This is a genomic window from Neobacillus sp. PS2-9, from assembly GCF_030915525.1.
GTDB lineage: Bacteria > Bacillota > Bacilli > Bacillales > Cytobacillaceae > Neobacillus.
In genome coordinates this window covers 5,111,010-5,135,000 of record NZ_CP133269.1, presented here as the reverse complement: position 1 = coordinate 5,135,000, position 23,991 = coordinate 5,111,010, and the positions used below count along the sequence as shown (strand labels likewise).

Below are 23,991 nucleotides of genomic sequence, written 5' to 3'. Positions count from 1 at the left end.
ATGGACGCACCGCTGGTGTACCAGTTGTCTTGCCAAAGGCATCGCTGGGTAGCTATGTGCGGACGGGATAAGTGCTGAAAGCATCTAAGCATGAAGCCCCCCTCAAGATGAGATTTCCCATAGCGTCAAGCTAGTAAGAACCCTGAAAGATGATCAGGTTGATAGGTCAGAGGTGGAAGCGTGGTAACATGTGGAGCTGACTGATACTAATCGTTCGAGGACTTAACCAATTTTTAAAGCGAACTCGTAGTTTACAAACACTTCTTCTGCATTATCTAGTTTTGAGAGAACGATCTCTCTAACAAAATAGTCTGGTAATTATGGCGAGAAGGTCACACCCGTTCCCATACCGAACACGGAAGTTAAGCTTCTCAGCGCCGATGGTAGTTGGGACGAAAGTCCCTGTGAGAGTAGGACGTTGCCAGGCTATATATATTTACGGAGGATTAGCTCAGCTGGGAGAGCATCTGCCTTACAAGCAGAGGGTCGGCGGTTCGATCCCGTCATCCTCCACCATATACTTTTAAACTAAACCTATGCCGGGGTAGCTCAATTGGTAGAGCAACTGACTTGTAATCAGTAGGTTGGGGGTTCAAGTCCTCTCGCCGGCACCTTTTTCGAGCCATTAGCTCAGTTGGTAGAGCAGATTGCGAACTTCTTCGAATCAGCTTCTGCGGGCAATCTGCGAGAAAGAACGTGAGTTCTTTTGAGCATCTGACTTACCACAATTTATTTGTAGGAAATCATCTTAGTATGAGCCATTAGCTCAGTTGGTAGAGCATCTGACTTTTAATCAGAGGGTCGAAGGTTCGAGTCCTTCATGGCTCACCATTTTAAATGAATATGCGGGTGTGGCGGAATTGGCAGACGCACCAGACTTAGGATCTGGCGCCGCAAGGCGTGGGGGTTCGACTCCCTTCACCCGCACCATTTAAATTCATATGCGGAAGTAGTTCAGTGGTAGAACACCACCTTGCCAAGGTGGGGGTCGCGGGTTCGAATCCCGTCTTCCGCTCTCTTGTTGCCGGGGTGGCGGAACTGGCAGACGCACAGGACTTAAAATCCTGCGGTAGGTGACTACCGTACCGGTTCGATTCCGGTCCTCGGCACCATTTAAGTTTATTAAATTCATATGCGCCCTTAGCTCAGCTGGATAGAGTGTTTGACTACGAATCAAAAGGTCGGGAGTTCGAATCTCTCAGGGCGCACTTTAACGGGAAGTAGCTCAGCTTGGTAGAGCACTTGGTTTGGGACCAAGGGGTCGCAGGTTCGAATCCTGTCTTCCCGACCATTAATATTTCGGGGCCTTAGCTCAGCTGGGAGAGCGCCTGCCTTGCACGCAGGAGGTCAGCGGTTCGATCCCGCTAGGCTCCACCAAATAAATTAATGTGTTGACAATATATATATTATTTGATACTATATAAAAGTCGCACATGAGACAATTGTTCTTTGAAAACTAAACAAACAGAACGTCAACAAACAAAAATATTAGTTTCTTATGAAACTAAGCCAACGTAACAAAATGAGCTAATCAACTTTCTTGGAGAGTTTGATCCTGGCTCAGGACGAACGCTGGCGGCGTGCCTAATACATGCAAGTCGAGCGAACCACTTCGGTGGTTAGCGGCGGACGGGTGAGTAACACGTGGGCAACCTGCCTGTAAGACTGGGATAACTTCGGGAAACCGGAGCTAATACCGGATAATCCTTTTCCTCTCATGAGGAAAAGCTGAAAGACGGTTTCGGCTGTCACTTACAGATGGGCCCGCGGCGCATTAGCTAGTTGGTGAGGTAACGGCTCACCAAGGCGACGATGCGTAGCCGACCTGAGAGGGTGATCGGCCACACTGGGACTGAGACACGGCCCAGACTCCTACGGGAGGCAGCAGTAGGGAATCTTCCACAATGGACGAAAGTCTGATGGAGCAACGCCGCGTGAGCGATGAAGGCCTTCGGGTCGTAAAGCTCTGTTGTTAGGGAAGAACAAGTACCGGAGTAACTGCCGGTACCTTGACGGTACCTAACCAGAAAGCCACGGCTAACTACGTGCCAGCAGCCGCGGTAATACGTAGGTGGCAAGCGTTGTCCGGAATTATTGGGCGTAAAGCGCGCGCAGGCGGTCCTTTAAGTCTGATGTGAAAGCCCACGGCTCAACCGTGGAGGGTCATTGGAAACTGGGGACTTGAGTGCAGAAGAGGAAAGCGGAATTCCACGTGTAGCGGTGAAATGCGTAGAGATGTGGAGGAACACCAGTGGCGAAGGCGGCTTTCTGGTCTGTAACTGACGCTGAGGCGCGAAAGCGTGGGGAGCAAACAGGATTAGATACCCTGGTAGTCCACGCCGTAAACGATGAGTGCTAAGTGTTAGGGGGTTTCCGCCCCTTAGTGCTGCAGCTAACGCATTAAGCACTCCGCCTGGGGAGTACGGCCGCAAGGCTGAAACTCAAAGGAATTGACGGGGGCCCGCACAAGCGGTGGAGCATGTGGTTTAATTCGAAGCAACGCGAAGAACCTTACCAGGTCTTGACATCCTCTGACACTCCTAGAGATAGGACGTTCCCCTTCGGGGGACAGAGTGACAGGTGGTGCATGGTTGTCGTCAGCTCGTGTCGTGAGATGTTGGGTTAAGTCCCGCAACGAGCGCAACCCTTGATCTTAGTTGCCAGCATTCAGTTGGGCACTCTAAGGTGACTGCCGGTGACAAACCGGAGGAAGGTGGGGATGACGTCAAATCATCATGCCCCTTATGACCTGGGCTACACACGTGCTACAATGGATGGTACAAAGGGCTGCAAGACCGCGAGGTTTAGCCAATCCCATAAAACCATTCTCAGTTCGGATTGTAGGCTGCAACTCGCCTACATGAAGCCGGAATCGCTAGTAATCGCGGATCAGCATGCCGCGGTGAATACGTTCCCGGGCCTTGTACACACCGCCCGTCACACCACGAGAGTTTGTAACACCCGAAGTCGGTGGGGTAACCGTAAGGAGCCAGCCGCCTAAGGTGGGACAGATGATTGGGGTGAAGTCGTAACAAGGTAGCCGTATCGGAAGGTGCGGCTGGATCACCTCCTTTCTAAGGATATAAGCTGGACGTATGAGCCAGACAAAACATGTTTGTTTGATTGTTTCTTGTTTGTTTAGTTTTGAGAGTGCAATCTCTCAAAGCTTTTTTAATCGTTCTTTGAAAACTAGATAATCGTAATGAAGAAGTCAAGTAAATACATCGAGTAATCGCCATTTTAGTTTTCTCTCTTATTTAATTAAGAGAAACAAACCTTTCAGGTTAAGTTAGAAAGGGCGCACGGTGAATGCCTTGGCACTAGGAGCCGATGAAGGACGGGACTAACACCGATATGCTTCGGGGAGCTGTAAGTAAGCTTTGATCCGGAGATTTCCGAATGGGGGAACCCACTGTTCGTAATGGAACAGTATCTTTACCTGAATACATAGGGTATTGAAGGCATACCCGGGGAACTGAAACATCTAAGTACCCGGAGGAAGAGAAAGCAAACGCGATTCCCTGAGTAGCGGCGAGCGAAACGGGACATAGCCCAAACCAAGAGGCTTGCCTCTTGGGGTTGTAGGACACTCAACATGGAGTTACAAAGGAACGGGGTAGATGAAGCGGCCTGGAAAGGCCCGTCAGAGAAGGTAAAAACCCTGTAGTCGAAACTTCGTTCCCTCCTGAGTGGATCCTGAGTACGGCCGGACACGAGAAATCCGGTCGGAAGCAGGGAGGACCATCTCCCAAGGCTAAATACTCCCTAGTGACCGATAGTGAACCAGTACCGTGAGGGAAAGGTGAAAAGCACCCGGAAGGGGAGTGAAATAGTTCCTGAAACCGTGTGCCTACAAGTAGTTAGAGCCCGTTAATGGGTGATAGCGTGCCTTTTGTAGAATGAACCGGCGAGTTACGATCCCATGCAAGGTTAAGTTGAAGAGACGGAGCCGCAGCGAAAGCGAGTCTGAATAGGGCGATTGAGTATGTGGTCGTAGACCCGAAACCAGGTGATCTACCCATGTCCAGGGTGAAGTCCAGGTAACACTGGATGGAGGCCCGAACCCACGCACGTTGAAAAGTGCGGGGATGAGGTGTGGGTAGCGGAGAAATTCCAATCGAACTTGGAGATAGCTGGTTCTCTCCGAAATAGCTTTAGGGCTAGCCTCACGTAGTTAGAGTCTTGGAGGTAGAGCACTGTTTGGACTAGGGGCCCTCATCGGGTTACCGAATTCAGACAAACTCCGAATGCCAAAGACTTATCCGTGGGAGTCAGACTGCGAGTGATAAGATCCGTAGTCAAAAGGGAAACAGCCCAGACCACCAGCTAAGGTCCCAAAGTTTACGTTAAGTGGAAAAGGATGTGGAGTTGCTTAGACAACCAGGATGTTGGCTTAGAAGCAGCCACCATTTAAAGAGTGCGTAATAGCTCACTGGTCGAGTGACTCTGCGCCGAAAATGTACCGGGGCTAAACGTAACACCGAAGCTGTGGATTGACATCTTAGATGTCAGTGGTAGGAGAGCGTTCTAAGGGCGTTGAAGCTAGACCGTAAGGACTGGTGGAGCGCTTAGAAGTGAGAATGCCGGTATGAGTAGCGAAAGATGAGTGAGAATCTCATCCACCGTATGCCTAAGGTTTCCTGAGGAAGGCTCGTCCGCTCAGGGTTAGTCGGGACCTAAGCCGAGGCCGAAAGGCGTAGGCGATGGACAACAGGTTGATATTCCTGTACCACCTCTTTATCGTTTGAGTGATGGGGGACGCAGGAGGATAGGGTAAGCGCGCTGTTGGATATGCGCGTCTAAGCAGTTAGGCTGGAAAGTAGGAAAATCCGCTTTCCGTGAAGGCTGAGCTGTGATAGCGAGGGAAATTTAGTACCGAAGTTCCTGATTCCACACTGCCAAGAAAAGCCTCTAGCGAGATAAAAGGTGCCCGTACCGCAAACCGACACAGGTAGGCGAGGAGAGAATCCTAAGGTGAGCGAGAGAACTCTCGTTAAGGAACTCGGCAAAATGACCCCGTAACTTCGGGAGAAGGGGTGCTTTTTGAGGTGAATAGCCTCGAAGAGCCGCAGTGAATAGGCCCAGGCGACTGTTTAGCAAAAACACAGGTCTCTGCGAAGCCGCAAGGCGAAGTATAGGGGCTGACGCCTGCCCGGTGCTGGAAGGTTAAGAGGAGGGGTTAGCTCACGCGAAGCTCTGAATCGAAGCCCCAGTAAACGGCGGCCGTAACTATAACGGTCCTAAGGTAGCGAAATTCCTTGTCGGGTAAGTTCCGACCCGCACGAAAGGCGTAACGATCTGGGCACTGTCTCAACGAGAGACTCGGTGAAATTATAGTACCTGTGAAGATGCAGGTTACCCGCGACAGGACGGAAAGACCCCGTGGAGCTTTACTGTAGCCTGATATTGAATTTTGGTACAGCTTGTACAGGATAGGTAGGAGCCTGAGAAGCCGGAGCGCTAGCTTCGGTGGAGGCGTCGGTGGGATACTACCCTGGCTGTATTGAAATTCTAACCCGCACCCCTTATCGGGGTGGGAGACAGTGTCAGGTGGGCAGTTTGACTGGGGCGGTCGCCTCCTAAAGAGTAACGGAGGCGCCCAAAGGTTCCCTCAGAATGGTTGGAAATCATTCGTAGAGTGTAAAGGCACAAGGGAGCTTGACTGCGAGACCTACAAGTCGAGCAGGGACGAAAGTCGGGCTTAGTGATCCGGTGGTTCCGCATGGAAGGGCCATCGCTCAACGGATAAAAGCTACCCCGGGGATAACAGGCTTATCTCCCCAAGAGTCCACATCGACGGGGAGGTTTGGCACCTCGATGTCGGCTCATCGCATCCTGGGGCTGTAGTCGGTCCCAAGGGTTGGGCTGTTCGCCCATTAAAGCGGTACGCGAGCTGGGTTCAGAACGTCGTGAGACAGTTCGGTCCCTATCCGTCGTGGGCGCAGGAAATTTGAGAGGAGCTGTCCTTAGTACGAGAGGACCGGGATGGACGCACCGCTGGTGTACCAGTTGTCTTGCCAAAGGCATCGCTGGGTAGCTATGTGCGGACGGGATAAGTGCTGAAAGCATCTAAGCATGAAGCCCCCCTCAAGATGAGATTTCCCATAGCGTCAAGCTAGTAAGAACCCTGAAAGATGATCAGGTTGATAGGTCAGAGGTGGAAGCGTGGTAACATGTGGAGCTGACTGATACTAATCGTTCGAGGACTTAACCAATTTTTAAAGCGAACTCGTAGTTTACAAACACTTCTTCTGCATTATCTAGTTTTGAGAGAACGATCTCTCTAACAAAATAGTCTGGTAATTATGGCGAGAAGGTCACACCCGTTCCCATACCGAACACGGAAGTTAAGCTTCTCAGCGCCGATGGTAGTTGGGACGAAAGTCCCTGTGAGAGTAGGACGTTGCCAGGCAAAAAAAAAGACAACCTTTGATGGGTTGTCTTTTTTTTGTATATCATTAAAAGATAATATCCCTCAACACCCAAACTATCTAGATTCTAAACCTCCAATCATGAAATTTTTTAAACAATTAAAGGTTTCGCAACCGCGAGATTTGGGGAAAATCATTAGTAGGGAATCGTTGCATCTACATAAAGTTTTCAGTATAATTAAAGTCAAAGATAGTCAAAGTCAGAAAGATAGGGGGTGGGAAGATGAGAAACATCTCCGATATCATTGAAAAATACTTAAAGCAAGTCCTTGAAATGAGTGAGGAAGACCTTGTTGAAATTAAACGAAGTGAAATCGCTGATAAATTTCAATGTGTTCCTTCACAAATTAATTACGTTATAAACACTCGTTTTACCATAGAAAGAGGCTATATTGTCGAAAGCAAGAGAGGTGGGGGTGGATACATCAGAATTATGAAGGTTCAATCCCATGATTTGGCCCACTTAATTGAACAACTGCTCTCACTTATTCAAAAGCACATTAGCCAAACAAGTGCTGAGGATGTCATTTTACGACTGGTTCAGGAAGAGATTATTACGAATCGGGAAGCTAAAATTATGTTAAGTGTAATTGACCGTTCAGTATTATATATTGATCTTCCATACCGAGATGAATTGCGTGCGAGAATGCTAAAAGCTATGTTAACATCATTAAAATATAAATAATTTTTGCTGCTGGAGAGGTGAAAAGATGATTTGCCAAGAATGTAATCAAAGGCCTGCAGCACTTCATTTTACAAAAATCATTAATGGCGAAAAAACAGAAGTGCATCTTTGTGAAAAATGTGCGCAGGAAAAGGGCGAAATGTTTATGATTGGTGGAGAAACAGGATTTGCTTTTAATAACTTATTAGCAGGCCTACTCAATATTGATTCATATCAAAAATCCAATCAAAGCCCTTTCCATCAAGAAGAAATCCTTCAATGCGAACACTGCTCCATGACATTTCCTCAGTTTTTAAAAGTTGGGCGCTTTGGATGTGCGTATTGCTATGACACATTTAAAGAACAGCTAAAACCTGTATTACGAAGGTTGCATAGTGGCAACTGGACACATAACGGTAAAATTCCAAAACGAATTGGCGGCAGTATCTTTCTCCGTAAGCAAATTGATGAATTAAAACATGATTTACGGAACGCCATTTCCCACGAGGAATTTGAGAAAGCGGCGGAGATCCGCGATGAGATTCGCACATTAGAGAAACAATTAAATGGAAGTGAAGAGGGAGGGGAATAACGTGTCGCTTGAACGTTTTCTTAATCAGGCAGTTAGTTCCTGGATGAGCGAAGAGGGACCTGATTCGGATATAGTCCTTAGTTCACGGATTCGCTTAGCCCGAAACTTTGACGCATATAAATTTCCAACACTTTTTTCACATGAAGAAGCAAAAAGAATTATAGAAAATTTGGAGGAAATTTTTCAAAAGACGGATTTACAAAAGTTCGGACAGATGGAACTGTTGAAAGTTGACAGTATGCAGCCTCTACAAAAACGAGTACTAGTAGAAAAGCATTTAATTAGTCCGAATCTGGCGGAGGATTCACCATATGGTGCAGTTCTTTTAACCGAAAATGAAGAAGTTAGTATAATGATAAATGAAGAGGATCATATCCGAATTCAATGCTTGTTTCCAGGCTTGCAACTATCAGAAGCATTGGATGCTGCTAATGAAATAGATGATTGGCTAGAAAGTAATATTCAATATGCGTTTGATGAACAGTATGGCTATTTAACAAGCTGTCCTACCAATGTTGGAACTGGCCTCCGGGCATCCGTGATGATGCATTTGCCAGGGTTAATCCTTACGCAGCAAATTAATCGAATTATCCCAGCAATCAACCAATTAGGGCTGGTTGTACGAGGAATTTATGGTGAGGGAAGTGAAGCTCTAGGTAATATTTTTCAAATCTCTAATCAAATTACTCTTGGAAAATCAGAAGTAGACATCTGCCGTGACTTAAAAGGGGTTGTAAGCCAACTCATCTCACAAGAAAGGTCAGCGAGGGAAGCATTACGGAAAACTTCGAACATACAATTAGAAGACAGAGTCTTTCGCTCGTTGGGGGTTCTAACGAATAGTCGTATTATTGAAACGAAGGAAGCAGCAAGGTGTTTATCTGATGTACGGCTTGGAATAGATATGGGCCTTATTGATAACATGCCTAAAACCATATTAAATGAATTAATGATTTTAACACAGCCAGGTTTTCTCCAGCAATATGCCGGAGGTCCTTTAAGACCTCATGAAAGGGATATTAGGAGAGCAGCTTTAATTAGAGAACGACTTAAAATGGAACAGCAAAAATAGGTGAGGAGGAAGAGAATATGATGTTCGGCCGTTTTACTGAAAGAGCACAAAAGGTTCTTGCATTAGCACAAGAGGAAGCGATTCGTCTTGGACACAACAATATTGGAACAGAACATATTTTGTTAGGCTTAGTTCGAGAAGGTGAAGGAATTGCAGCAAAAGCACTTTATGGTCTTGGATTGGGTTCTGATAAAATTCAGAAGGAAGTAGAAACTTTAATTGGCAAAGGACAAGAAGCTTCTCAAACGATTCACTATACACCTAGAGCGAAAAAGGTCATTGAATTATCGATGGATGAGGCAAGAAAGCTAGGACATTCTTATGTGGGTACAGAGCATATCCTTCTGGGATTGATTCGTGAAGGAGAAGGAGTAGCTGCTCGAGTACTTAATAATTTGGGTGTAAGCTTAAACAAAGCACGTCAGCAGGTTCTTCAATTATTAGGAAGTAATGAATCTGGGGGACATCAGGGCGGAGCATCTGTTAGTGCTAATACACCAACACTCGATAGCCTTGCTCGAGATTTAACCTCCATTGCCCGTGAAGGCAGCCTGGATCCTGTTATTGGCCGGAGTAAAGAAATACAGCGTGTCATTGAAGTTCTTAGCCGCCGGACAAAGAACAATCCAGTATTAATTGGTGAACCAGGAGTGGGTAAAACAGCGATTGCTGAAGGTCTTGCCCAGCAAATTGTAAACAATGAGGTACCTGAAATTCTTCGAGATAAGCGTGTAATGACACTAGACATGGGAACGGTTGTTGCCGGAACCAAATACCGCGGAGAATTTGAAGACCGTTTGAAAAAAGTTATGGATGAAATCCGCCAAGCAGGGAATATCATCTTGTTTATTGATGAGCTCCACACATTAATTGGGGCAGGAGGCGCAGAAGGTGCGATTGATGCATCCAATATTTTAAAGCCATCGCTTGCACGCGGCGAACTTCAGTGTATCGGAGCGACCACGCTTGATGAATATCGAAAGTACATTGAAAAAGATGCTGCACTAGAACGCCGATTCCAGCCGATTCGTGTGGATGAGCCAACTGCTGAAGAATCTGTTCAAATTTTACAAGGCTTGCGTGACCGATATGAGGCTCACCACCGTGTTTCGATTACGGATGAAGCAATTGAAGCAGCAGTTAAGCTTTCTGACCGTTATATTTCCGACCGATTCCTGCCTGATAAGGCGATTGATTTAATCGACGAAGCTGGCTCGAAGGTACGACTCCGTTCCTATACGACACCTCCAAATTTAAAAGAATTAGAGGTCAAGCTCGATGAAGTACGTAAGGAAAAAGATGCGGCAGTACAAAGCCAGGAGTTTGAAAAGGCTGCGTCACTAAGAGATACAGAGCAGCGTCTTCGCGAACAGTTAGAAGAAACGAAGAAGACGTGGAAGGAAAAGCAAGGAAAAGAAAACAATGAAGTAACAGTAGAGGATATTGCAACTGTGGTATCAAGCTGGACGGGAGTACCTGTCTCTAAGCTTGCAGAAACAGAAACAGCTAAGTTACTTAATTTAGAGGAATTACTGCATTCCCGTGTCATTGGCCAAGAGGAAGCAGTCATTGCTGTTTCAAAAGCGGTACGTCGTGCTAGAGCCGGATTAAAAGATCCAAAGCGCCCTATTGGTTCCTTTGTTTTCCTTGGACCTACTGGAGTGGGTAAAACGGAATTGGCGCGTGCCCTTGCTGAGGCGATGTTTGGTGACGAGGATGCGATGATTCGGATCGATATGTCTGAATATATGGAGAAGCACTCTACCTCTAGACTTGTAGGTTCCCCTCCAGGATATGTCGGCTATGAGGAAGGCGGTCAATTAACGGAAAAGGTCCGCCGGAAACCATACTCTGTTATTCTGCTTGATGAGATTGAAAAGGCACATCCAGATGTGTTTAATATTCTCCTTCAAGTCCTTGAAGATGGCCGTTTAACAGATTCAAAAGGAAGAACAGTGGATTTCAGAAATACAGTTCTCATTATGACATCCAACGTTGGTGCGGAAGCCCTGAAGCGAAACAAGTATGTGGGCTTTAATATCCAGGATGGCGAGCATGATTACAAAGACATGAAGGGGAAAGTAATGGAAGAGCTAAAGAAAGCCTTCCGTCCTGAATTCTTGAACCGGATTGATGAAATCATTGTTTTCCATGCGTTAGAGAAGAAGCATTTGGATGAGATCGTTACATTGCTATCTGATCAATTAATTAAGCGTCTAAATGAACAAAATATTTCATTAGAATTAACAGCTGCCGCAAGGGGGAAAATTTCCCAAGAAGGGTATGACCCAGAATATGGTGCAAGACCGTTACGCAGAGCGATTCAAAAGCATATTGAAGACCGTCTTTCTGAAGAGCTGTTAAAAGGCACCTTATTAACAGGTCAGCATGCTATAATTGATGTAGTTGATGGTGAGTTTGTCGTAAGAATGGCTGAAAAAACTAGTTTAGTAAAATAGACCATTTCCATCACTGAATCATTTAGTTTGATATGGTCAAGCAGAGGTACACGTGAATAAAGTCCAACCGTGTACCTCTTTTTTCATTTTTGGGATATATGGAAAGGTAGAAGAAATCGATGGCAAAACGAAAAACAAAGTTTATGTGTCAGGAGTGCGGATATGAGTCTCCCAAGTGGATGGGAAAATGTCCAGGCTGCGGACAATGGAATTCGATGGTTGAAGAGGTTGAAGTAACGGGTACAACAAGAAGAGGAGCGTTTGCCCATTCTCCAAGCGGTTCAAATATCTTAACCAAACCAATGCCTATTACATCTATTGAGATGGAAAATGAACCGAGAATATTAACTGACTTAAATGAGCTGAATCGTGTACTTGGCGGTGGAGTGGTTAAGGGTTCATTGGTTTTAATAGGGGGAGACCCGGGAATCGGAAAATCGACCCTCTTGCTGCAAGTTTCTTCGCAGTTAGCTAAAAAAGGGAATCAGGTATTATACATATCTGGTGAGGAGTCAATGAGGCAGACAAAGCTCCGTGCAGAACGATTAGGTATTGCATCTGAAAACTTATTTGTATACTCAGAGACCAATCTTGATGAAATTAACCGCACCATTGAAAGTACAAATCCTAGCTTTGTTATTATTGACTCAATCCAAACCATTTTCCATCCAGATGTAACATCAGCACCAGGTAGTGTATCTCAGGTTCGTGAATGTACCTCTGAATTAATGAGAATTGGTAAAACCAAAGGGATTGCTATTTTTATCGTGGGTCATGTGACAAAGGAAGGGTCTATTGCGGGGCCTAGGCTGTTAGAGCACATGGTGGATACTGTTCTTTATTTTGAAGGGGAAAGACATCACACCTATCGGATTTTACGGGCTGTGAAGAATCGCTTTGGCTCAACCAATGAAATGGGTATCTTTGAAATGAAGGAATTTGGCCTCGATGAAGTAGAGAACCCATCGGAAATTTTTTTGGAAGAACGTTCCCGTGGAGCGGCAGGTTCGACCGTAGTAGCCTCGATGGAAGGGACACGGCCGGTGTTAGTTGAAATACAAGCGTTAATTTCACCAACTAGCTTTGGTAACCCGCGAAGAATGGCAACGGGTATTGACCATAACCGTGTACCACTGTTAATGGCGGTTTTAGAAAAGAGAGTGGGTATGCTTTTGCAGAATCAGGATGCCTATTTAAAAGTTGCAGGGGGCGTCAAATTAGATGAACCTGCGATCGATTTAGCTGTTGCGGTTAGTATTGCTTCCAGTTTTAGAGATAAGCCAACAAAACCGACTGACTGTATTATTGGCGAGGTCGGACTAACGGGTGAAGTAAGAAGGGTTTCAAGAATTGAGCAGCGCGTTCAAGAAGCTGCAAAATTAGGTTTTGAACGAGTGATTTTACCTGCAAACAATTTAGGAGGCTGGAAGGCACCAGAGGGAGTTCAACTAATAGGCGTATCTTCCGTTAGTGAGGCACTCAAAGCAGCGTTGGGAGGGTAGCAGATGGAAAATAAAAAGCTTGGTGAACAATCAATAAATGAGGTATTACAGTTTATTGCACCAGGGACACCTATTCGCGAGGGGATTGAGAATGTTCTAAGAGCAAATACAGGCGGGCTGATTGTCGTGGGATACAATGACAAGGTGAAAAGTATTGTCGATGGAGGTTTTGAGATTAATTGTCCCTTTTCACCAAGCTTTTTATATGAGTTAGCAAAAATGGATGGTGCAATTATTTTAAATGAATTAGGAAATAAGATTCTTTTTGCTAATGCCCAGCTTGCCCCCAATTCAGAAATATCCTCGACCGAAACAGGCATGCGGCATCGTACGGCTGAACGAGTAGCTAGACAAACGAAAACACTTGTCATTGCCATTTCACAAAGAAGAAATGTCATTACCCTTTACCAAGGGAATTTCCGCTATTCGTTAAAAGATATCTCCGTCATCTTAACAAAAGCAAACCAAGCGATTCAGACGCTAGAAAAGTATAAGGTAGTGCTGGAGCAGAGTATAACAAACCTAAGTATTCTTGAATTTGAGGAGTCGGTTACATATAACGATTTCTTGCTTGTTCTTCATCGGTTTGAAATGGTGTTAAAGATAAAAAATGAACTATTATCCTTTCTGCATGAACTTGGAACAGAAGGACGGCTCATTCGATTACAGATGAATGAAATATTAATGGAATTAGAAGAAGAAACACTCTTAATTATCAAAGATTACGCATTTGAACGGGATATTAAGGCACGTGAAGTTTTGCAGAGAATGCAGGTATTGACTGCCAGTGGAAATATCGAGGATACGGTTTTATTAAAATTAATGGGCTACCATGGTTATGTTCATTTGGAAGAAAATAAGAAACCGCGTGGCTATCGCATCCTTCATAAAATTCCGAGACTGCCGTCCATCATTATTGAAAACTTGATTAGCAGCTTTGGGGAGCTATCTAAAATTATGATGGCAACAGTAGAAGAGCTAGATGAAGTGGAAGGGATTGGGGAAGTTCGGGCTAAAAAAATTAAAGAAGGGTTTAAATTAGTCAAAGATCGCCTATATACCGATCGCCATCTATAAGGATATATATAGAGTGGGAGTAGGGATTTCCAATTGTTTGACAATGGATTTTTCCAGTGCTAACCTATGGGAAGTAATCATTATTCCTTTCTAATAACGAATATATTTCAAACGATTTACATTTTGGAAAAATAATCATCAAATTAACGTTTCAATTTTAAGAAAATGTTTATAATGAATTAGAGGAGGTGAAGGAATGTTAAAACGTATTGTGCAGGCATGCTTCCTCATTATGGGAGGTACGCTAGGAATATTGTTATTACCGGAATTGTTCAGACTTCTTCATATAAATGACATTCCAGTAATTAATAACTCTTATGTTATTGCTATGTTAGGGGCTATTATTTTTTATCTTATTACCTTTTGGGCAGTAGATTACGTCTTTAATTTTATTAAATGGGCGGAAGATTCGTTAGTAAAAGTTCCTGTGACGGATGTCCTTTTTGGTAGTTTGGGCCTTATTTTTGGGTTATTTGTTGCCTTCTTAGTTGGCTTTGCGCTAAATGCTGTTCAAGTGCCAATCTTAAATGCGGTTGCTCCTATTTTGTTAACCTTATTGTTTGGCTACCTTGGATTCCAAGTAGGCTTTAAGAAACGGGATGAGCTATTAGGGCTGTTTGGAAACCGTGGTCATAAGAAAAAGGCGGGCGATGAAGAAGCAGAAAAGGCAGCTGGAAAGGCATTAAAAATATTAGATACAAGCGTCATTATTGATGGCCGGGTAGCTGATATTTGCCAGACTGGATTTTTAGAAGGGACGATTGTCATTCCTCAGTTCGTACTCGAGGAATTACAGCATATTGCTGATTCTTCTGATGTTCTTAAACGAAACCGTGGTAGACGAGGCTTGGATATTTTAAACCGAATTCAAAAAGAACTCGCCATTAAAGTTGAAATATACGAGGGAGATTTTGAAGAAATAAGTGAAGTAGACTCAAAACTAGTGAAACTAGCGAAATTAACAAATGGTATTCTAGTTACAAATGATTTTAATCTTAATAAAGTGTGTGAATTACAGAACGTGACTGTTTTAAATATCAACGATTTAGCAAACGCAGTGAAACCGGTTGTTCTTCCAGGTGAAGAGTTGACAGTTCAGGTGATCAAGGACGGTAAGGAATATCACCAGGGCGTTGCTTATTTAGACGATGGAACGATGATTGTAGTGGAAGAAGGAAGAGAATATATTGGAAAGAGAATCGAAGTTCTCGTAACAAGTGTGCTTCAAACCTCTGCCGGCCGTATGATCTTCGCCAAACCGAAATTGTTAGAAAAAGCGCTATAGAAAAGTAGAGTGGGGTTTTTCTATGACTTACCAAGTCATTATCCCGGCTGCAGGTCAGGGAAAAAGAATGGGAGCAGGGAAAAATAAGCTTTTATTAGAGCTTAATGGAGTACCAGTGCTCATCCATACTTTAAAGGTATTTGAAGAGGATGAAGCTTGCACGGGGATGATCATAGCTATTCACCCCCAGGATGAAAAGGAATGTAGAGGATTACTAAATAAGTATAACGTAACGAAGGTAATCAACTTGGTGCCAGGTGGAGAGGAACGTCAGCATAGCATTTATAATGCCCTCCAAACAGTCAAAAACGATGGAATTATTCTTGTTCATGATGCTGCACGTCCCTTTATTCAAAAAGTGCAAATCCAACGTTTAACTGAAAAGGCGCATGAAACAGGGGCGGCGATTATTGGAGTACCAGCTAAAGACACCATGAAAAAGGTACAAGAGGGTGTCATAGTGGAAACCGTCGAACGTTCAAGCTTGTGGGCTGTACAAACCCCACAAGCTTTTCGTATTTCGATATTGCAAGAGGCATACGAAAAAGCAAAAATAGATGCCTTTGTTGGAACAGATGATGCGAGTTTAGTTGAACGATTACATCAACCGGTTGCTATGGTAGAAGGTGATTACGACAATATTAAACTAACTACACCAGAGGATTTATTCTTCGCTGAGGCGATACTGAAAAAGAGAGAAAAGGAGTTTTGTTAAATGTTTCGAATTGGCCAGGGATTTGATGTCCACCAATTAACAGAAGGACGACCGCTAATCATAGGGGGAATTACCATTCCATATGAAAAGGGCCTTTTAGGTCATTCAGATGCAGATGTATTATTACATACTGTTTCCGATGCCTGCCTTGGCGCAATTGGGGAAGGAGATATTGGTAAGCATTTTCCTGATACAGATCCTAATTTCAAGGATGCAGACTCAGCCAAGCTGATGGCACATGTTTGGAAGCTTGTAAAAGACAAAGGGTACGAGCTTGTGAATGCAGATTGCACAATTATCGCTCAAAAACCGAAAATGGCTCCTTATATTGAGCAAATGCGTGAACGGATTGCTGAATTGTTAGAAGCCTCACCAGAGCAAGTCAATGTAAAGGCAACGACAACTGAAAAGCTAGGCTTTACCGGCAGAGGAGAAGGGATTGCCTCACAAGCTGTAGTTTTATTGAAGAAGGTAAATGAATAGTCTTTATTGAAATCCTATACAGTGATAAAATAGTCAATTGAAACTATATTAATTGAGCACGGAGGCCATGTACAAATGTCAAACGAAGTTCGTGTAAGATATGCTCCAAGTCCTACTGGACATTTACATATTGGAAATGCCCGTACCGCATTATTCAATTATTTGTTTGCACGCAGCAAGCAAGGGAAATTTATTATCCGGATTGAAGATACGGATAAAAAGCGGAATATAGAGGGTGGAGAAGAAAGCCAGCTTAAATATTTAAAATGGCTTGGCATGGATTGGGATGAAAGTGTCGATGTCGGTGGAGAATACGGCCCTTATCGTCAATCAGAAAGAAATGATATTTATGAAACTTATTACAAGCAATTACTAGAGAACGGCCATGCTTATAAATGTTATTGTACTGAAGATGAGTTGGAGACAGAGCGTGAGGCACAAACAGAAAGAGGAGAAACTCCTCATTATTCCGGTAAGTGCCGCCATTTAACTCCAGAGGACCGTGAACGTTTAGAGAGTGAAGGCCGCAAGCCAAGCATACGAATTGCTGTTCCTGAGGGAAAAACCTACACTTTTGACGATATGGTAAAAGGTACGGTTTCCTTTGAATCAGAGGGAATGGGTGATTGGGTAATCATTAAAAAGGATGGCACTCCGACCTATAACTTTGCGGTAACAATCGACGATTACCTCATGAAGATTTCACACGTACTACGTGGTGACGATCATATTTCTAATACGCCAAAACAGTTAATGGTATATGAGGCACTTGGCTGGGAGCCTCCGGTCTTTGGACACATGACATTAATTGTGAATGAAAGCCGTAAAAAGCTAAGCAAACGTGATGAATCCATTATTCAGTTCATTGAGCAATATGAGGAATTAGGGTATCTTCCAGAAGCACTATTTAACTTTATCACTTTACTTGGCTGGTCACCGGCTGGTGAAGAAGAGTTATATTCTAAAGAAGAGTTTATTGAAATATTTGATGCGGATCGACTTTCTAAGTCACCAGCATTATTTGATAAGCAAAAGCTTACTTGGATGAACAATCAATACATGAAAAAAGTAGAGTTAGACAGAGTAGTCGAACTATCCTTGCCGCACTTAATCAAAGCTGGTCGTATAAGTGAAAGTATGACTGATGAACAGCATGAATGGGTAAGGGGACTAATTGCACTTCTACAGGAAAAAATGAGCTTTGGTGCTGAAGTTGTTGAACTTTCAGACATGTTCTTTAAAGACGAGGCTGAATACGAAGAAGATGCGAAGGAAATTCTAACAGGAGAAACAGTTCCTGAAGTATTAAAGGCATTTTCCGCTGAGCTGGATCAATTAGAAAACTTTAAAGCCGAAGGCATAAAGTCAGCGATGAAAGCTGTACAAAAGTCTACAGGTCAAAAAGGAAAAAATCTTTTTATGCCGATCCGTGCAGCTGTAACAGGGCAGACACATGGACCAGATCTTCCTCAAGCGATTGAGCTTTTAGGAAAACAAAAGGTCCAAATGAGAATTAATCAAATTATTGGTTAACATTGAGATAAAAATGTAATATAGTAAGTATAAATAATTTAATAATTTCAAAAGCGTAGAAGAGGAAAAGTAAAAAAATGATGCTTTAAAGAGAAAACCATCACCGGCTGAAAGTGGTTTAGGCCCCTCATTTTTTGAAGTGCCCCTCCGAGCCCCGTATCGAAAGAGTCAACTCTAGTAGATATGGGCGGAACCATCCGTTAACAAGTAAGAGTGAGGCATCTTAGCTCTACCATTTTTCTCATATAGAAAAAGGAAGAATGTATAAAGCTAACTGCCTAATCAGAGTGGAACCACGCACAAGCGTCTCTGTCGTTATGACAGGGGCGCTTTTTTATTTTATTAGCAATAAGCTAAAATAAGGGGGAGGAATGGCAATGTTCAAAATGATGAAAGAAGATATTGAGGTTGTTTTTGAACAAGATCCTGCAGCAAGAAGTTATTTAGAAGTAATTTTAACCTACTCTGGCTTACATGCCATTTGGGCTCATCGACTTGCACACGCTTTTTTTAAGCGAAAGTTATTTTTCATTGCCAGGGTTATATCCCAAGTGAGCCGATTTTTTACCGGAATTGAAATTCACCCTGGAGCAAAAATCGGGAGAAGATTTTTCATTGACCACGGTATGGGTGTAGTAATCGGAGAAACATGTGAAATTGGTGATAACGTAACGGTGTTTCAAGGTGTTACCCTAGGTGGAACGGGTAAAGAGAAAGGGAAGCGGCATCCTACGATTAAAGATTATGCGCTCATTGCAACAGGTGCAAAGGTTCTTGGTTCCATAACAATCGGAGAAAATTCAAAGATTGGTGCAGGGTCTGTTGTTTTAAAAGAAGTACCACCGAATTCCACAGTCGTTGGAGTACCTGGAAGAGTGGTTATTCAGGATGGAAAGAGAATTAATAAGAATAAAGATTTAAACCACTGTGACCTCCCGGATCCAATTGCTGATCGTCTAAAGGAAATGGAAAGCGAGCTAACACAATTGAAACAGGAATTAGAAGGATTAAGAAAAGAAAGGATTGAAGTAAATGGCCATTCAAATTTATAATACCTTGTCTCGGAAAAAAGAAACATTTGTACCGCTAGAAGAAGGAAAAGTGAAAATGTATGTATGCGGTCCGACCGTTTATAATTATATCCATATAGGAAATGCACGCCCGGCGATTGTTTTTGATACGGTAAGACGCTATTTAGAATATCGCAGTTACGATGTTCAATACGTTTCTAATTTTACAGATGTAGATGACAAACTGATTCGTGCGGCTAATCAATTAGGGGAAGATGTACCGACGATTGCGGACCGGTTTATTAACGCTTATTTTGAAGATGTAACAGCCTTAGGATGCCATAAAGCAGATGTTCATCCACGTGTGATGGAAAATATGGACATTATTATTGAATTCATCGACCAATTAATTGAAAAAGGCTATGCATATGAATCCGAAGGGGATGTTTACTTCCGTACCAGAAGCTTTAATGATTATGGCAAGCTCTCTCATCAATCCATTGATGAGTTACGAGTGGGTGCTAGGATTGAAGTCGGGGATAAAAAACAAGATGATTTAGACTTTGCATTATGGAAAGCGGCGAAGGAAGGAGAAATCTTCTGGGAAAGTCCATGGGGACTTGGCAGACCAGGCTGGCATATTGAATGCTCAGCAATGGCCAAAAAGTATCTCGGTGAAACGATTGACATTCATGCTGGCGGACAGGACTTAACCTTCCCGCATCATGAAAATGAAATTGCTCAATCAGAAGCACTTTCTGGAAAGTTATTCTCACGGTACTGGATGCACAACGGCTATATCAATATCGATAATGAAAAAATGTCAAAATCACTTGGTAACTTCGTACTAGTACATGACATTATTAAGAAGCATAATCCACAAGTGTTAAGATTTTTTATGTTATCGGTTCACTATCGCAACCCAATCAACTACAGTGAAGAATTATTGGAGAGCACGAAAGCGGCATTTGAACGGTTAACAACTTCTTATCAAAACTTGCAGCACCGTAGAGAAGCAAGCACGGATTTAACTGATAATAATCAAGAGTGGCTCGATAAGATTGCTTCAGCAAAAGAGCAATTTATTGAGGCAATGGATGATGACTTTAACACAGCAAAAGCCATTTCTGTATTGTTTGATCTCTCCAAACTTGCAAATTATTATCTTTTAGAGAAAAATACATCGGTAGCAGTAATTGATGCATTTACAGCTCAATTCCAAGAATTATTCCAAGTATTAGGGCTAACTCTAGAAAGTGAAGAATTACTGGACGCAGAAATCGATGCGCTGATTGAAAAGAGAAACCAGGCAAGGAAGGATCGTAATTTCCAATTATCAGATCAAATTAGAGACCAGCTGAAGGAAATGAATATTATTCTAGAGGACACGCCACAAGGAACCAGATGGAAAAGGGGCTAATGCATGCTTGACTATGAAGAAACAGTTGACGCCAAACAATTAAATAGCCTTGCACTTGCCTACATGGGGGATGCGGTCTTTGAAACGTATGTTAGACGTCACCTTCTCTATAGTGGGAAGGTAAGACCGAATCACTTACACCGTGCTGGAACCAAATACGTATCGGCGAAGGCTCAGTGTCATATTCTCTTTCAAATGATGAATGACCAGCTCCTTACTGAGGAGGAATTGGCCGTAGTTATGCGCGGCAGAAATGCGAAATCAGGCACTGTTCCCAAAAACACAGATGTTCAAACGTATCGATACAGCACGGCCTTCGAAGCATTAATGGGATATTTATTTTTACAAGGTTATAATGAGCGGTTAGAAGAGTTAATTAAAAGAGCATTTTCCTATGTAGAAGAACAGAAAGGAGGTACTTTTGAATGAGCCAGGAATACATCGTTGGAAAAAATCCAGTCATAGAAGCCCTAAAGTCGGAAAGGGATATTAATAAAATATTAATTGCTGAAGGGTCACAGCGCGGTCAAATGCAGCAAATTACCCAATTAGCAAAAGAAGCTAATGTGCTTGTTCAGTTTGTACCAAAGAAAAAAATCGACCAAATATCGGATGAAAATCATCAGGGAGTTTTAGCCTATGTAGCAGCCTATCAATATGCTGAAATCGATGATTTGTTTGCGGCAGCAGAAAAGAAGAATGAAACGCCTTTCTTTTTATTGTTGGATGAAATTGAGGATCCTCATAATCTCGGATCAATTATGCGGACAGCAGATGCGGTAGGTGCCCACGGGATTATTATTCCAAAGCGCAGGGCTGTAGGCTTAACAGCGACCGTGGCCAAAGCTTCCACCGGAGCAATTGAATATATACCAGTGGTACGTATAACGAACATGGCACGTACGATTGATGAATTAAAGGAACGAGGATTGTGGATTGCTGGAACCGATGCGAAGGGAGAATCTGATTATCGTCAGTTGGATGGCACACTCCCTCTCGGCTTAGTTATTGGAAGCGAAGGAAAAGGTATGGGTCGATTGATCCGGGATAAATGCGATTTTCTCATTAATTTGCCAATGGCAGGAAAAGTAACGTCTTTAAATGCTTCTGTAGCTGCCTCTTTGCTTATGTATGAGGTATATCGAAAACGACATCCTCTCGAGAGGTAGTTTATGGATATCCTGCTTGTCGACGGATATAACATTATCGGAGCATGGCCAGAGCTTAGGAAATTGAAGGATCGGGATCTACCTGCTGCACGGGATCGCTTGGTGGAAAGAATGGCCGAATATCAAGCGTTCTCTGGTTTTCGCGTCATTGTTGTATTTGATGCCCATTATGTTCAAGGAACAGAAAAAAAGTATAACAATCACAAGGTAGAAGTGATTTTTACAAAAGAAAATGAAACGGCAGATGAGCGGATTGAAAAAATGGCTATTAGTCTGAATAATCGAAGGACGCAAATCCATGTGGCAACATCCGATTTCACAGAGCAATGGGCCATTTTTGGACAAGGTGCCTTAAGAAAATCCGCTCGGGAACTGCTGATAGAAATGTCATCGATAGAAAAGGGAATTGAGAAGAAAGTAAAGAAGATTCAAGAAAAAAAACCCGTAACCAAAATACCGATTAGTGATGAACTAGCAGAAATTTTTGAAAAATGGCGCAGAGGACAGAAATGAGCGATAGACTTCAAAAATTTTCTAATGTATAATATTAGTATCTATGCTTGTTCGGTGGAGGGGATCTACTTGAGTACGGACTTCGGGACAAAGGTCAACGAACATTTTTTCGTAATGGAAGATGAGGAAATAGTCGATTTAGTGCACCAAGGTGATAGTGAAGCGTTGGATTATTTAATCCATAAGTATCGTAATTTTGTACGTGCAAAAGCAAGATCCTATTTTTTAATTGGAGCGGACAAGGAAGATATTGTCCAAGAAGGCATGATCGGGCTGTATAAGGCCATTCGTGACTTCCGTGAGGACAAGCTTACCTCCTTTAAAGCATTTGCTGAGCTGTGTATCACACGTCAGATTATTACAGCCATTAAGACCGCAACCAGGCAGAAACACATTCCGTTAAACTCTTATGTATCTCTGGACAAGCCTATCTATGATGAAGAGTCTGATCGCACGCTGATGGATGTCTTATCTGGTACAAAGGTATTGGACCCTGAGGAATTGTTTATTAATCAAGAAGAATTTGATCACATAGAGATTAAAATGACTGAATTATTAAGCGATTTAGAAAGAAAGGTACTGGCACTTTATTTAGACGGCCAATCCTATCAGGAGATTTCTGAAGAGCTAAATCGTCACGTAAAATCCATTGATAACGCTCTACAACGCGTGAAACGAAAACTGGAACGTTATTTAGAAATTCGTGAATTCTCTCTATAAATTAACAAAAAGAGGAAATGGCGTTCTTGTGAATCCGTTCCCGATGTTATTGACTTTAATGAGGGGTCATGTTACATTTTGGAGGATGTAAAAGAAATTTGTTTGAAGGTGTCGAATATGAGTAAAAAAGTAATTCTTGCATGTGCTGATTGTGGCTCTCGGAATTATTCGACCATCAGCAAGCAGGAGCAAACAGAAAGATTAGAATTGAAAAAATTCTGTAAAACCTGCGCCACCCATACAATCCACAGGGAAACAAAATAATTTAGATAGATCATTGCAGTTATTTTTAGATTTTGGGGGTTACAGATATGCAACGCATAACCAAGTTCTTCAGTGATGTTTTACGCGAAATGAGAAAAGTTAGCTGGCCAAAGCGCAGTGAGCTGACTCGTTCTACTGTTACCGTTTTATCTACTGTTGTTTTTTTCGCAGCATTCTTTGCTGTTCTTGATTTAGGAATTTCAAAATTGATTCGCTTAATTCTTGAATAATAAACCAACTTTCATGGTATAATGGTAAACATCAAAGGAAATTTTAGCTAAAAACCCGTTTTGACGGGTTTTTTATTTGCTTAAAAAATAGTTTTTATCTTTTAGAAATAGGGAGGGACGGACGTCTAGTCCTCTTAAATGGAAAAAAATTGGTATGTAGTCCATACTTACTCAGGTTATGAAAATAAAGTAAAGGCCAACTTAGAAAAGCGTGTCGAATCAATGGGCATGTCGGATAAAATCTTCCGCGTAGTTGTTCCAGAAGAAGAAGAAACAGAAATAAAAAACGGTAAGAAAAAGGTAGTAAAACGTAAAGTATTCCCTGGATATGTACTTGTTGAGATCGTCATGACAGATGATTCTTGGTATGTCGTACGTAATACACCAGGTGTAACTGGGTTTGTTGGATCGGCTGGATCAGGCTCAAAGCCAACACCGCTATTACCAGAAGAAGTAACAGTTTTACTGAAGCGCATGGGCGTTGAAGAAAAACGTGTGGATATTGATTATGAAATTGGTGAAACGGTCCGCGTAAAAGAAGGTCCTTTTGCAAACTTCACTGGATCTATTGAAGAAATGGACAAGGACAAAGCGAAACTTAAAGTTCTTGTAAATATGTTTGGTCGAGATACTCCGGTTGAACTTGATTTTACACAGATTGAAAAACTGTAAGAAATAGCTTGATAAGGCGTTTTTCAAAGAAAAATAATCTGATATTGTAAAAAAACTTGAAATCATTTTTAAAAAGTGGTAATATTTCATAGGTCAGTATGTCTCCAATGGAGACAAGACTTTTGTAAAGTTCTTTATGATTATAATATAAAGACTATTGTTGAGTGGGAGGGGTAAATA

Annotated in this window: 19 protein-coding genes, 9 tRNA genes, 5 rRNA genes and 1 other annotated feature (1 of these 34 cut by a window edge); all 33 genes read left to right on the top strand. The window is 42.7% G+C overall.

All coding sequences use genetic code 11. From position 1 onward, the window contains the following. Positions 1-230: ribosomal RNA gene (locus tag RCG25_RS25755) — 23S ribosomal RNA — on the top strand (it extends 2,704 nt beyond the left edge of the window). Positions 231-310: 80 nt separating this feature from the next. Then, positions 311-427 (top strand): 5S ribosomal RNA (gene rrf, locus RCG25_RS25750). 13 nt (positions 428-440) lie between these two features. Continuing rightward, positions 441-516: transfer RNA gene (locus tag RCG25_RS25745), tRNA-Val, on the top strand. 22 nt (positions 517-538) lie between these two features. Then, a tRNA-Thr gene (locus tag RCG25_RS25740) sits at positions 539-611 on the top strand. Positions 612-755: 144 nt separating this feature from the next. Next, a tRNA-Lys gene (locus RCG25_RS25735) sits at positions 756-831 on the top strand. Between the two features lie 14 nt (positions 832-845). After that, positions 846-930, top strand: a tRNA-Leu gene (locus RCG25_RS25730). 13 nt (positions 931-943) lie between these two features. Further along, positions 944-1,015: transfer RNA gene (locus RCG25_RS25725), tRNA-Gly, on the top strand. An 8-nt stretch (positions 1,016-1,023) separates the two neighbouring features. Then, positions 1,024-1,112 (top strand) — tRNA-Leu (locus RCG25_RS25720). Positions 1,113-1,134: 22 nt separating this feature from the next. Continuing rightward, positions 1,135-1,208 (top strand) — tRNA-Arg (locus tag RCG25_RS25715). Between the two features lie 6 nt (positions 1,209-1,214). Beyond that, a tRNA-Pro gene (locus tag RCG25_RS25710) sits at positions 1,215-1,291 on the top strand. Positions 1,292-1,301: 10 nt separating this feature from the next. After that, a tRNA-Ala gene (locus tag RCG25_RS25705) sits at positions 1,302-1,377 on the top strand. Between the two features lie 160 nt (positions 1,378-1,537). Then, positions 1,538-3,074 (top strand): 16S ribosomal RNA (locus tag RCG25_RS25700). Between the two features lie 208 nt (positions 3,075-3,282). After that, positions 3,283-6,215: ribosomal RNA gene (locus RCG25_RS25695) — 23S ribosomal RNA — on the top strand. 80 nt (positions 6,216-6,295) lie between these two features. Next, positions 6,296-6,412, top strand: a 5S ribosomal RNA gene (gene rrf, locus RCG25_RS25690). Together the 16S, 23S and 5S rRNA genes with 9 tRNA genes alongside form the textbook arrangement of a ribosomal RNA operon. A gap of 242 nt (positions 6,413-6,654) precedes the next feature. Further along, on the top strand, positions 6,655-7,116 hold the full coding sequence (locus RCG25_RS25685; protein ID WP_308081596.1) for a CtsR family transcriptional regulator: 462 nt from the start codon (positions 6,655-6,657) through the stop codon (positions 7,114-7,116). A gap of 25 nt (positions 7,117-7,141) precedes the next feature. Beyond that, positions 7,142-7,687 (top strand): protein-arginine kinase activator protein McsA, encoded by a 546-nt coding sequence (locus RCG25_RS25680; RefSeq protein ID WP_308081595.1) that lies wholly within the window; start codon positions 7,142-7,144, stop codon positions 7,685-7,687. Between the two features lies 1 nt (position 7,688). After that, positions 7,689-8,759, top strand: coding sequence for a protein-arginine kinase McsB (locus RCG25_RS25675; RefSeq protein ID WP_308081594.1), 1,071 nt, complete (start codon positions 7,689-7,691; stop codon positions 8,757-8,759). A gap of 17 nt (positions 8,760-8,776) precedes the next feature. Next, positions 8,777-11,218 carry an ATP-dependent protease ATP-binding subunit ClpC gene (clpC, locus tag RCG25_RS25670; RefSeq protein WP_308081593.1) on the top strand — a complete coding sequence of 814 codons (2,442 nt, stop codon included), beginning with the start codon at positions 8,777-8,779 and terminating at the stop codon, positions 11,216-11,218. 119 nt (positions 11,219-11,337) lie between these two features. Further along, positions 11,338-12,720 (top strand): DNA repair protein RadA, encoded by a 1,383-nt coding sequence (gene radA / locus RCG25_RS25665; RefSeq protein WP_308081592.1) that lies wholly within the window; start codon positions 11,338-11,340, stop codon positions 12,718-12,720. 3 nt (positions 12,721-12,723) lie between these two features. After that, positions 12,724-13,797 (top strand): DNA integrity scanning diadenylate cyclase DisA, encoded by a 1,074-nt coding sequence (gene disA / locus RCG25_RS25660; RefSeq protein WP_308081591.1) that lies wholly within the window; start codon positions 12,724-12,726, stop codon positions 13,795-13,797. A 196-nt stretch (positions 13,798-13,993) separates the two neighbouring features. Then, positions 13,994-15,082 carry a PIN/TRAM domain-containing protein gene (locus tag RCG25_RS25655; RefSeq protein WP_308081590.1) on the top strand — a complete coding sequence of 363 codons (1,089 nt, stop codon included), beginning with the start codon at positions 13,994-13,996 and terminating at the stop codon, positions 15,080-15,082. 22 nt (positions 15,083-15,104) lie between these two features. Then, positions 15,105-15,797, top strand: a complete 693-nt coding sequence (gene ispD, locus RCG25_RS25650) for a 2-C-methyl-D-erythritol 4-phosphate cytidylyltransferase (RefSeq protein WP_308081589.1) — start codon at positions 15,105-15,107, stop codon at positions 15,795-15,797. Beyond that, positions 15,798-16,280, top strand: coding sequence for a 2-C-methyl-D-erythritol 2,4-cyclodiphosphate synthase (gene ispF, locus RCG25_RS25645; protein WP_308081588.1), 483 nt, complete (start codon positions 15,798-15,800; stop codon positions 16,278-16,280). 75 nt (positions 16,281-16,355) lie between these two features. After that, positions 16,356-17,813, top strand: coding sequence for a glutamate--tRNA ligase (gltX, locus tag RCG25_RS25640; RefSeq protein ID WP_308081587.1), 1,458 nt, complete (start codon positions 16,356-16,358; stop codon positions 17,811-17,813). A 47-nt stretch (positions 17,814-17,860) separates the two neighbouring features. Then, positions 17,861-18,127, top strand: a binding site (T-box leader). A gap of 63 nt (positions 18,128-18,190) precedes the next feature. Further along, entirely contained in the window at positions 18,191-18,865 is a 675-nt protein-coding gene (gene cysE, locus RCG25_RS25635; protein ID WP_308081586.1) for a serine O-acetyltransferase, read from the top strand. Then, complete coding sequence (gene cysS / locus RCG25_RS25630; protein WP_308081585.1) at positions 18,846-20,243, top strand: cysteine--tRNA ligase; 1,398 nt, start codon at positions 18,846-18,848, stop codon at positions 20,241-20,243. Before cysE ends, cysS begins: the two co-directional genes overlap by 20 nt. Before the next feature lie 3 nt (positions 20,244-20,246). Beyond that, on the top strand, positions 20,247-20,672 hold the full coding sequence (locus tag RCG25_RS25625) for a Mini-ribonuclease 3 (protein WP_308081584.1): 426 nt from the start codon (positions 20,247-20,249) through the stop codon (positions 20,670-20,672). Next, positions 20,669-21,412 (top strand): 23S rRNA (guanosine(2251)-2'-O)-methyltransferase RlmB, encoded by a 744-nt coding sequence (gene rlmB, locus RCG25_RS25620; protein WP_308081583.1) that lies wholly within the window; start codon positions 20,669-20,671, stop codon positions 21,410-21,412. The genes RCG25_RS25625 and rlmB overlap by 4 nt, the downstream gene beginning before the upstream one ends. A gap of 3 nt (positions 21,413-21,415) precedes the next feature. Next, positions 21,416-21,925: an NYN domain-containing protein gene (locus RCG25_RS25615; RefSeq protein ID WP_308081582.1), complete on the top strand. Its 510-nt coding sequence runs from the start codon at positions 21,416-21,418 to the stop codon at positions 21,923-21,925. A gap of 69 nt (positions 21,926-21,994) precedes the next feature. After that, positions 21,995-22,645 (top strand): RNA polymerase sporulation sigma factor SigH, encoded by a 651-nt coding sequence (gene sigH / locus RCG25_RS25610; RefSeq protein WP_374121018.1) that lies wholly within the window; start codon positions 21,995-21,997, stop codon positions 22,643-22,645. 117 nt (positions 22,646-22,762) lie between these two features. Continuing rightward, on the top strand, positions 22,763-22,909 hold the full coding sequence (gene rpmG, locus RCG25_RS25605; RefSeq protein WP_308081580.1) for a 50S ribosomal protein L33: 147 nt from the start codon (positions 22,763-22,765) through the stop codon (positions 22,907-22,909). Positions 22,910-22,956: 47 nt separating this feature from the next. Further along, positions 22,957-23,139 carry a preprotein translocase subunit SecE gene (secE, locus tag RCG25_RS25600; protein WP_308081579.1) on the top strand — a complete coding sequence of 61 codons (183 nt, stop codon included), beginning with the start codon at positions 22,957-22,959 and terminating at the stop codon, positions 23,137-23,139. 138 nt (positions 23,140-23,277) lie between these two features. After that, positions 23,278-23,811 carry a transcription termination/antitermination protein NusG gene (nusG, locus tag RCG25_RS25595; RefSeq protein WP_308081578.1) on the top strand — a complete coding sequence of 178 codons (534 nt, stop codon included), beginning with the start codon at positions 23,278-23,280 and terminating at the stop codon, positions 23,809-23,811. The last annotated feature ends 180 nt before the right edge of the window (positions 23,812-23,991 follow it).

Excerpts from the sequence above, each read along its gene's own strand:
- RCG25_RS25685 (WP_308081596.1), top strand. The coding sequence starts at position 6,655 with ATGAGAAACATCTCCGATATCATTGAAAAATACTTAAAGCAAGTCCTT.
- RCG25_RS25680 (WP_308081595.1), top strand. The coding sequence starts at position 7,142 with ATGATTTGCCAAGAATGTAATCAAAGGCCTGCAGCACTTCATTTTACA.
- clpC (WP_308081593.1), top strand. The coding sequence starts at position 8,777 with ATGATGTTCGGCCGTTTTACTGAAAGAGCACAAAAGGTTCTTGCATTA.
- radA (WP_308081592.1), top strand. The coding sequence starts at position 11,338 with ATGGCAAAACGAAAAACAAAGTTTATGTGTCAGGAGTGCGGATATGAG.
- disA (WP_308081591.1), top strand. The coding sequence starts at position 12,724 with ATGGAAAATAAAAAGCTTGGTGAACAATCAATAAATGAGGTATTACAG.
- RCG25_RS25655 (WP_308081590.1), top strand. The coding sequence starts at position 13,994 with ATGTTAAAACGTATTGTGCAGGCATGCTTCCTCATTATGGGAGGTACG.
- ispD (WP_308081589.1), top strand. The coding sequence starts at position 15,105 with ATGACTTACCAAGTCATTATCCCGGCTGCAGGTCAGGGAAAAAGAATG.
- ispF (WP_308081588.1), top strand. The coding sequence starts at position 15,798 with ATGTTTCGAATTGGCCAGGGATTTGATGTCCACCAATTAACAGAAGGA.
- gltX (WP_308081587.1), top strand. The coding sequence starts at position 16,356 with ATGTCAAACGAAGTTCGTGTAAGATATGCTCCAAGTCCTACTGGACAT.
- cysE (WP_308081586.1), top strand. The coding sequence starts at position 18,191 with ATGTTCAAAATGATGAAAGAAGATATTGAGGTTGTTTTTGAACAAGAT.
- cysS (WP_308081585.1), top strand. The coding sequence starts at position 18,846 with ATGGCCATTCAAATTTATAATACCTTGTCTCGGAAAAAAGAAACATTT.
- RCG25_RS25625 (WP_308081584.1), top strand. The coding sequence starts at position 20,247 with ATGCTTGACTATGAAGAAACAGTTGACGCCAAACAATTAAATAGCCTT.
- rlmB (WP_308081583.1), top strand. The coding sequence starts at position 20,669 with ATGAGCCAGGAATACATCGTTGGAAAAAATCCAGTCATAGAAGCCCTA.
- RCG25_RS25615 (WP_308081582.1), top strand. The coding sequence starts at position 21,416 with ATGGATATCCTGCTTGTCGACGGATATAACATTATCGGAGCATGGCCA.
- rpmG (WP_308081580.1), top strand. The coding sequence starts at position 22,763 with ATGAGTAAAAAAGTAATTCTTGCATGTGCTGATTGTGGCTCTCGGAAT.
- secE (WP_308081579.1), top strand. The coding sequence starts at position 22,957 with ATGCAACGCATAACCAAGTTCTTCAGTGATGTTTTACGCGAAATGAGA.
- nusG (WP_308081578.1), top strand. The coding sequence starts at position 23,278 with ATGGAAAAAAATTGGTATGTAGTCCATACTTACTCAGGTTATGAAAAT.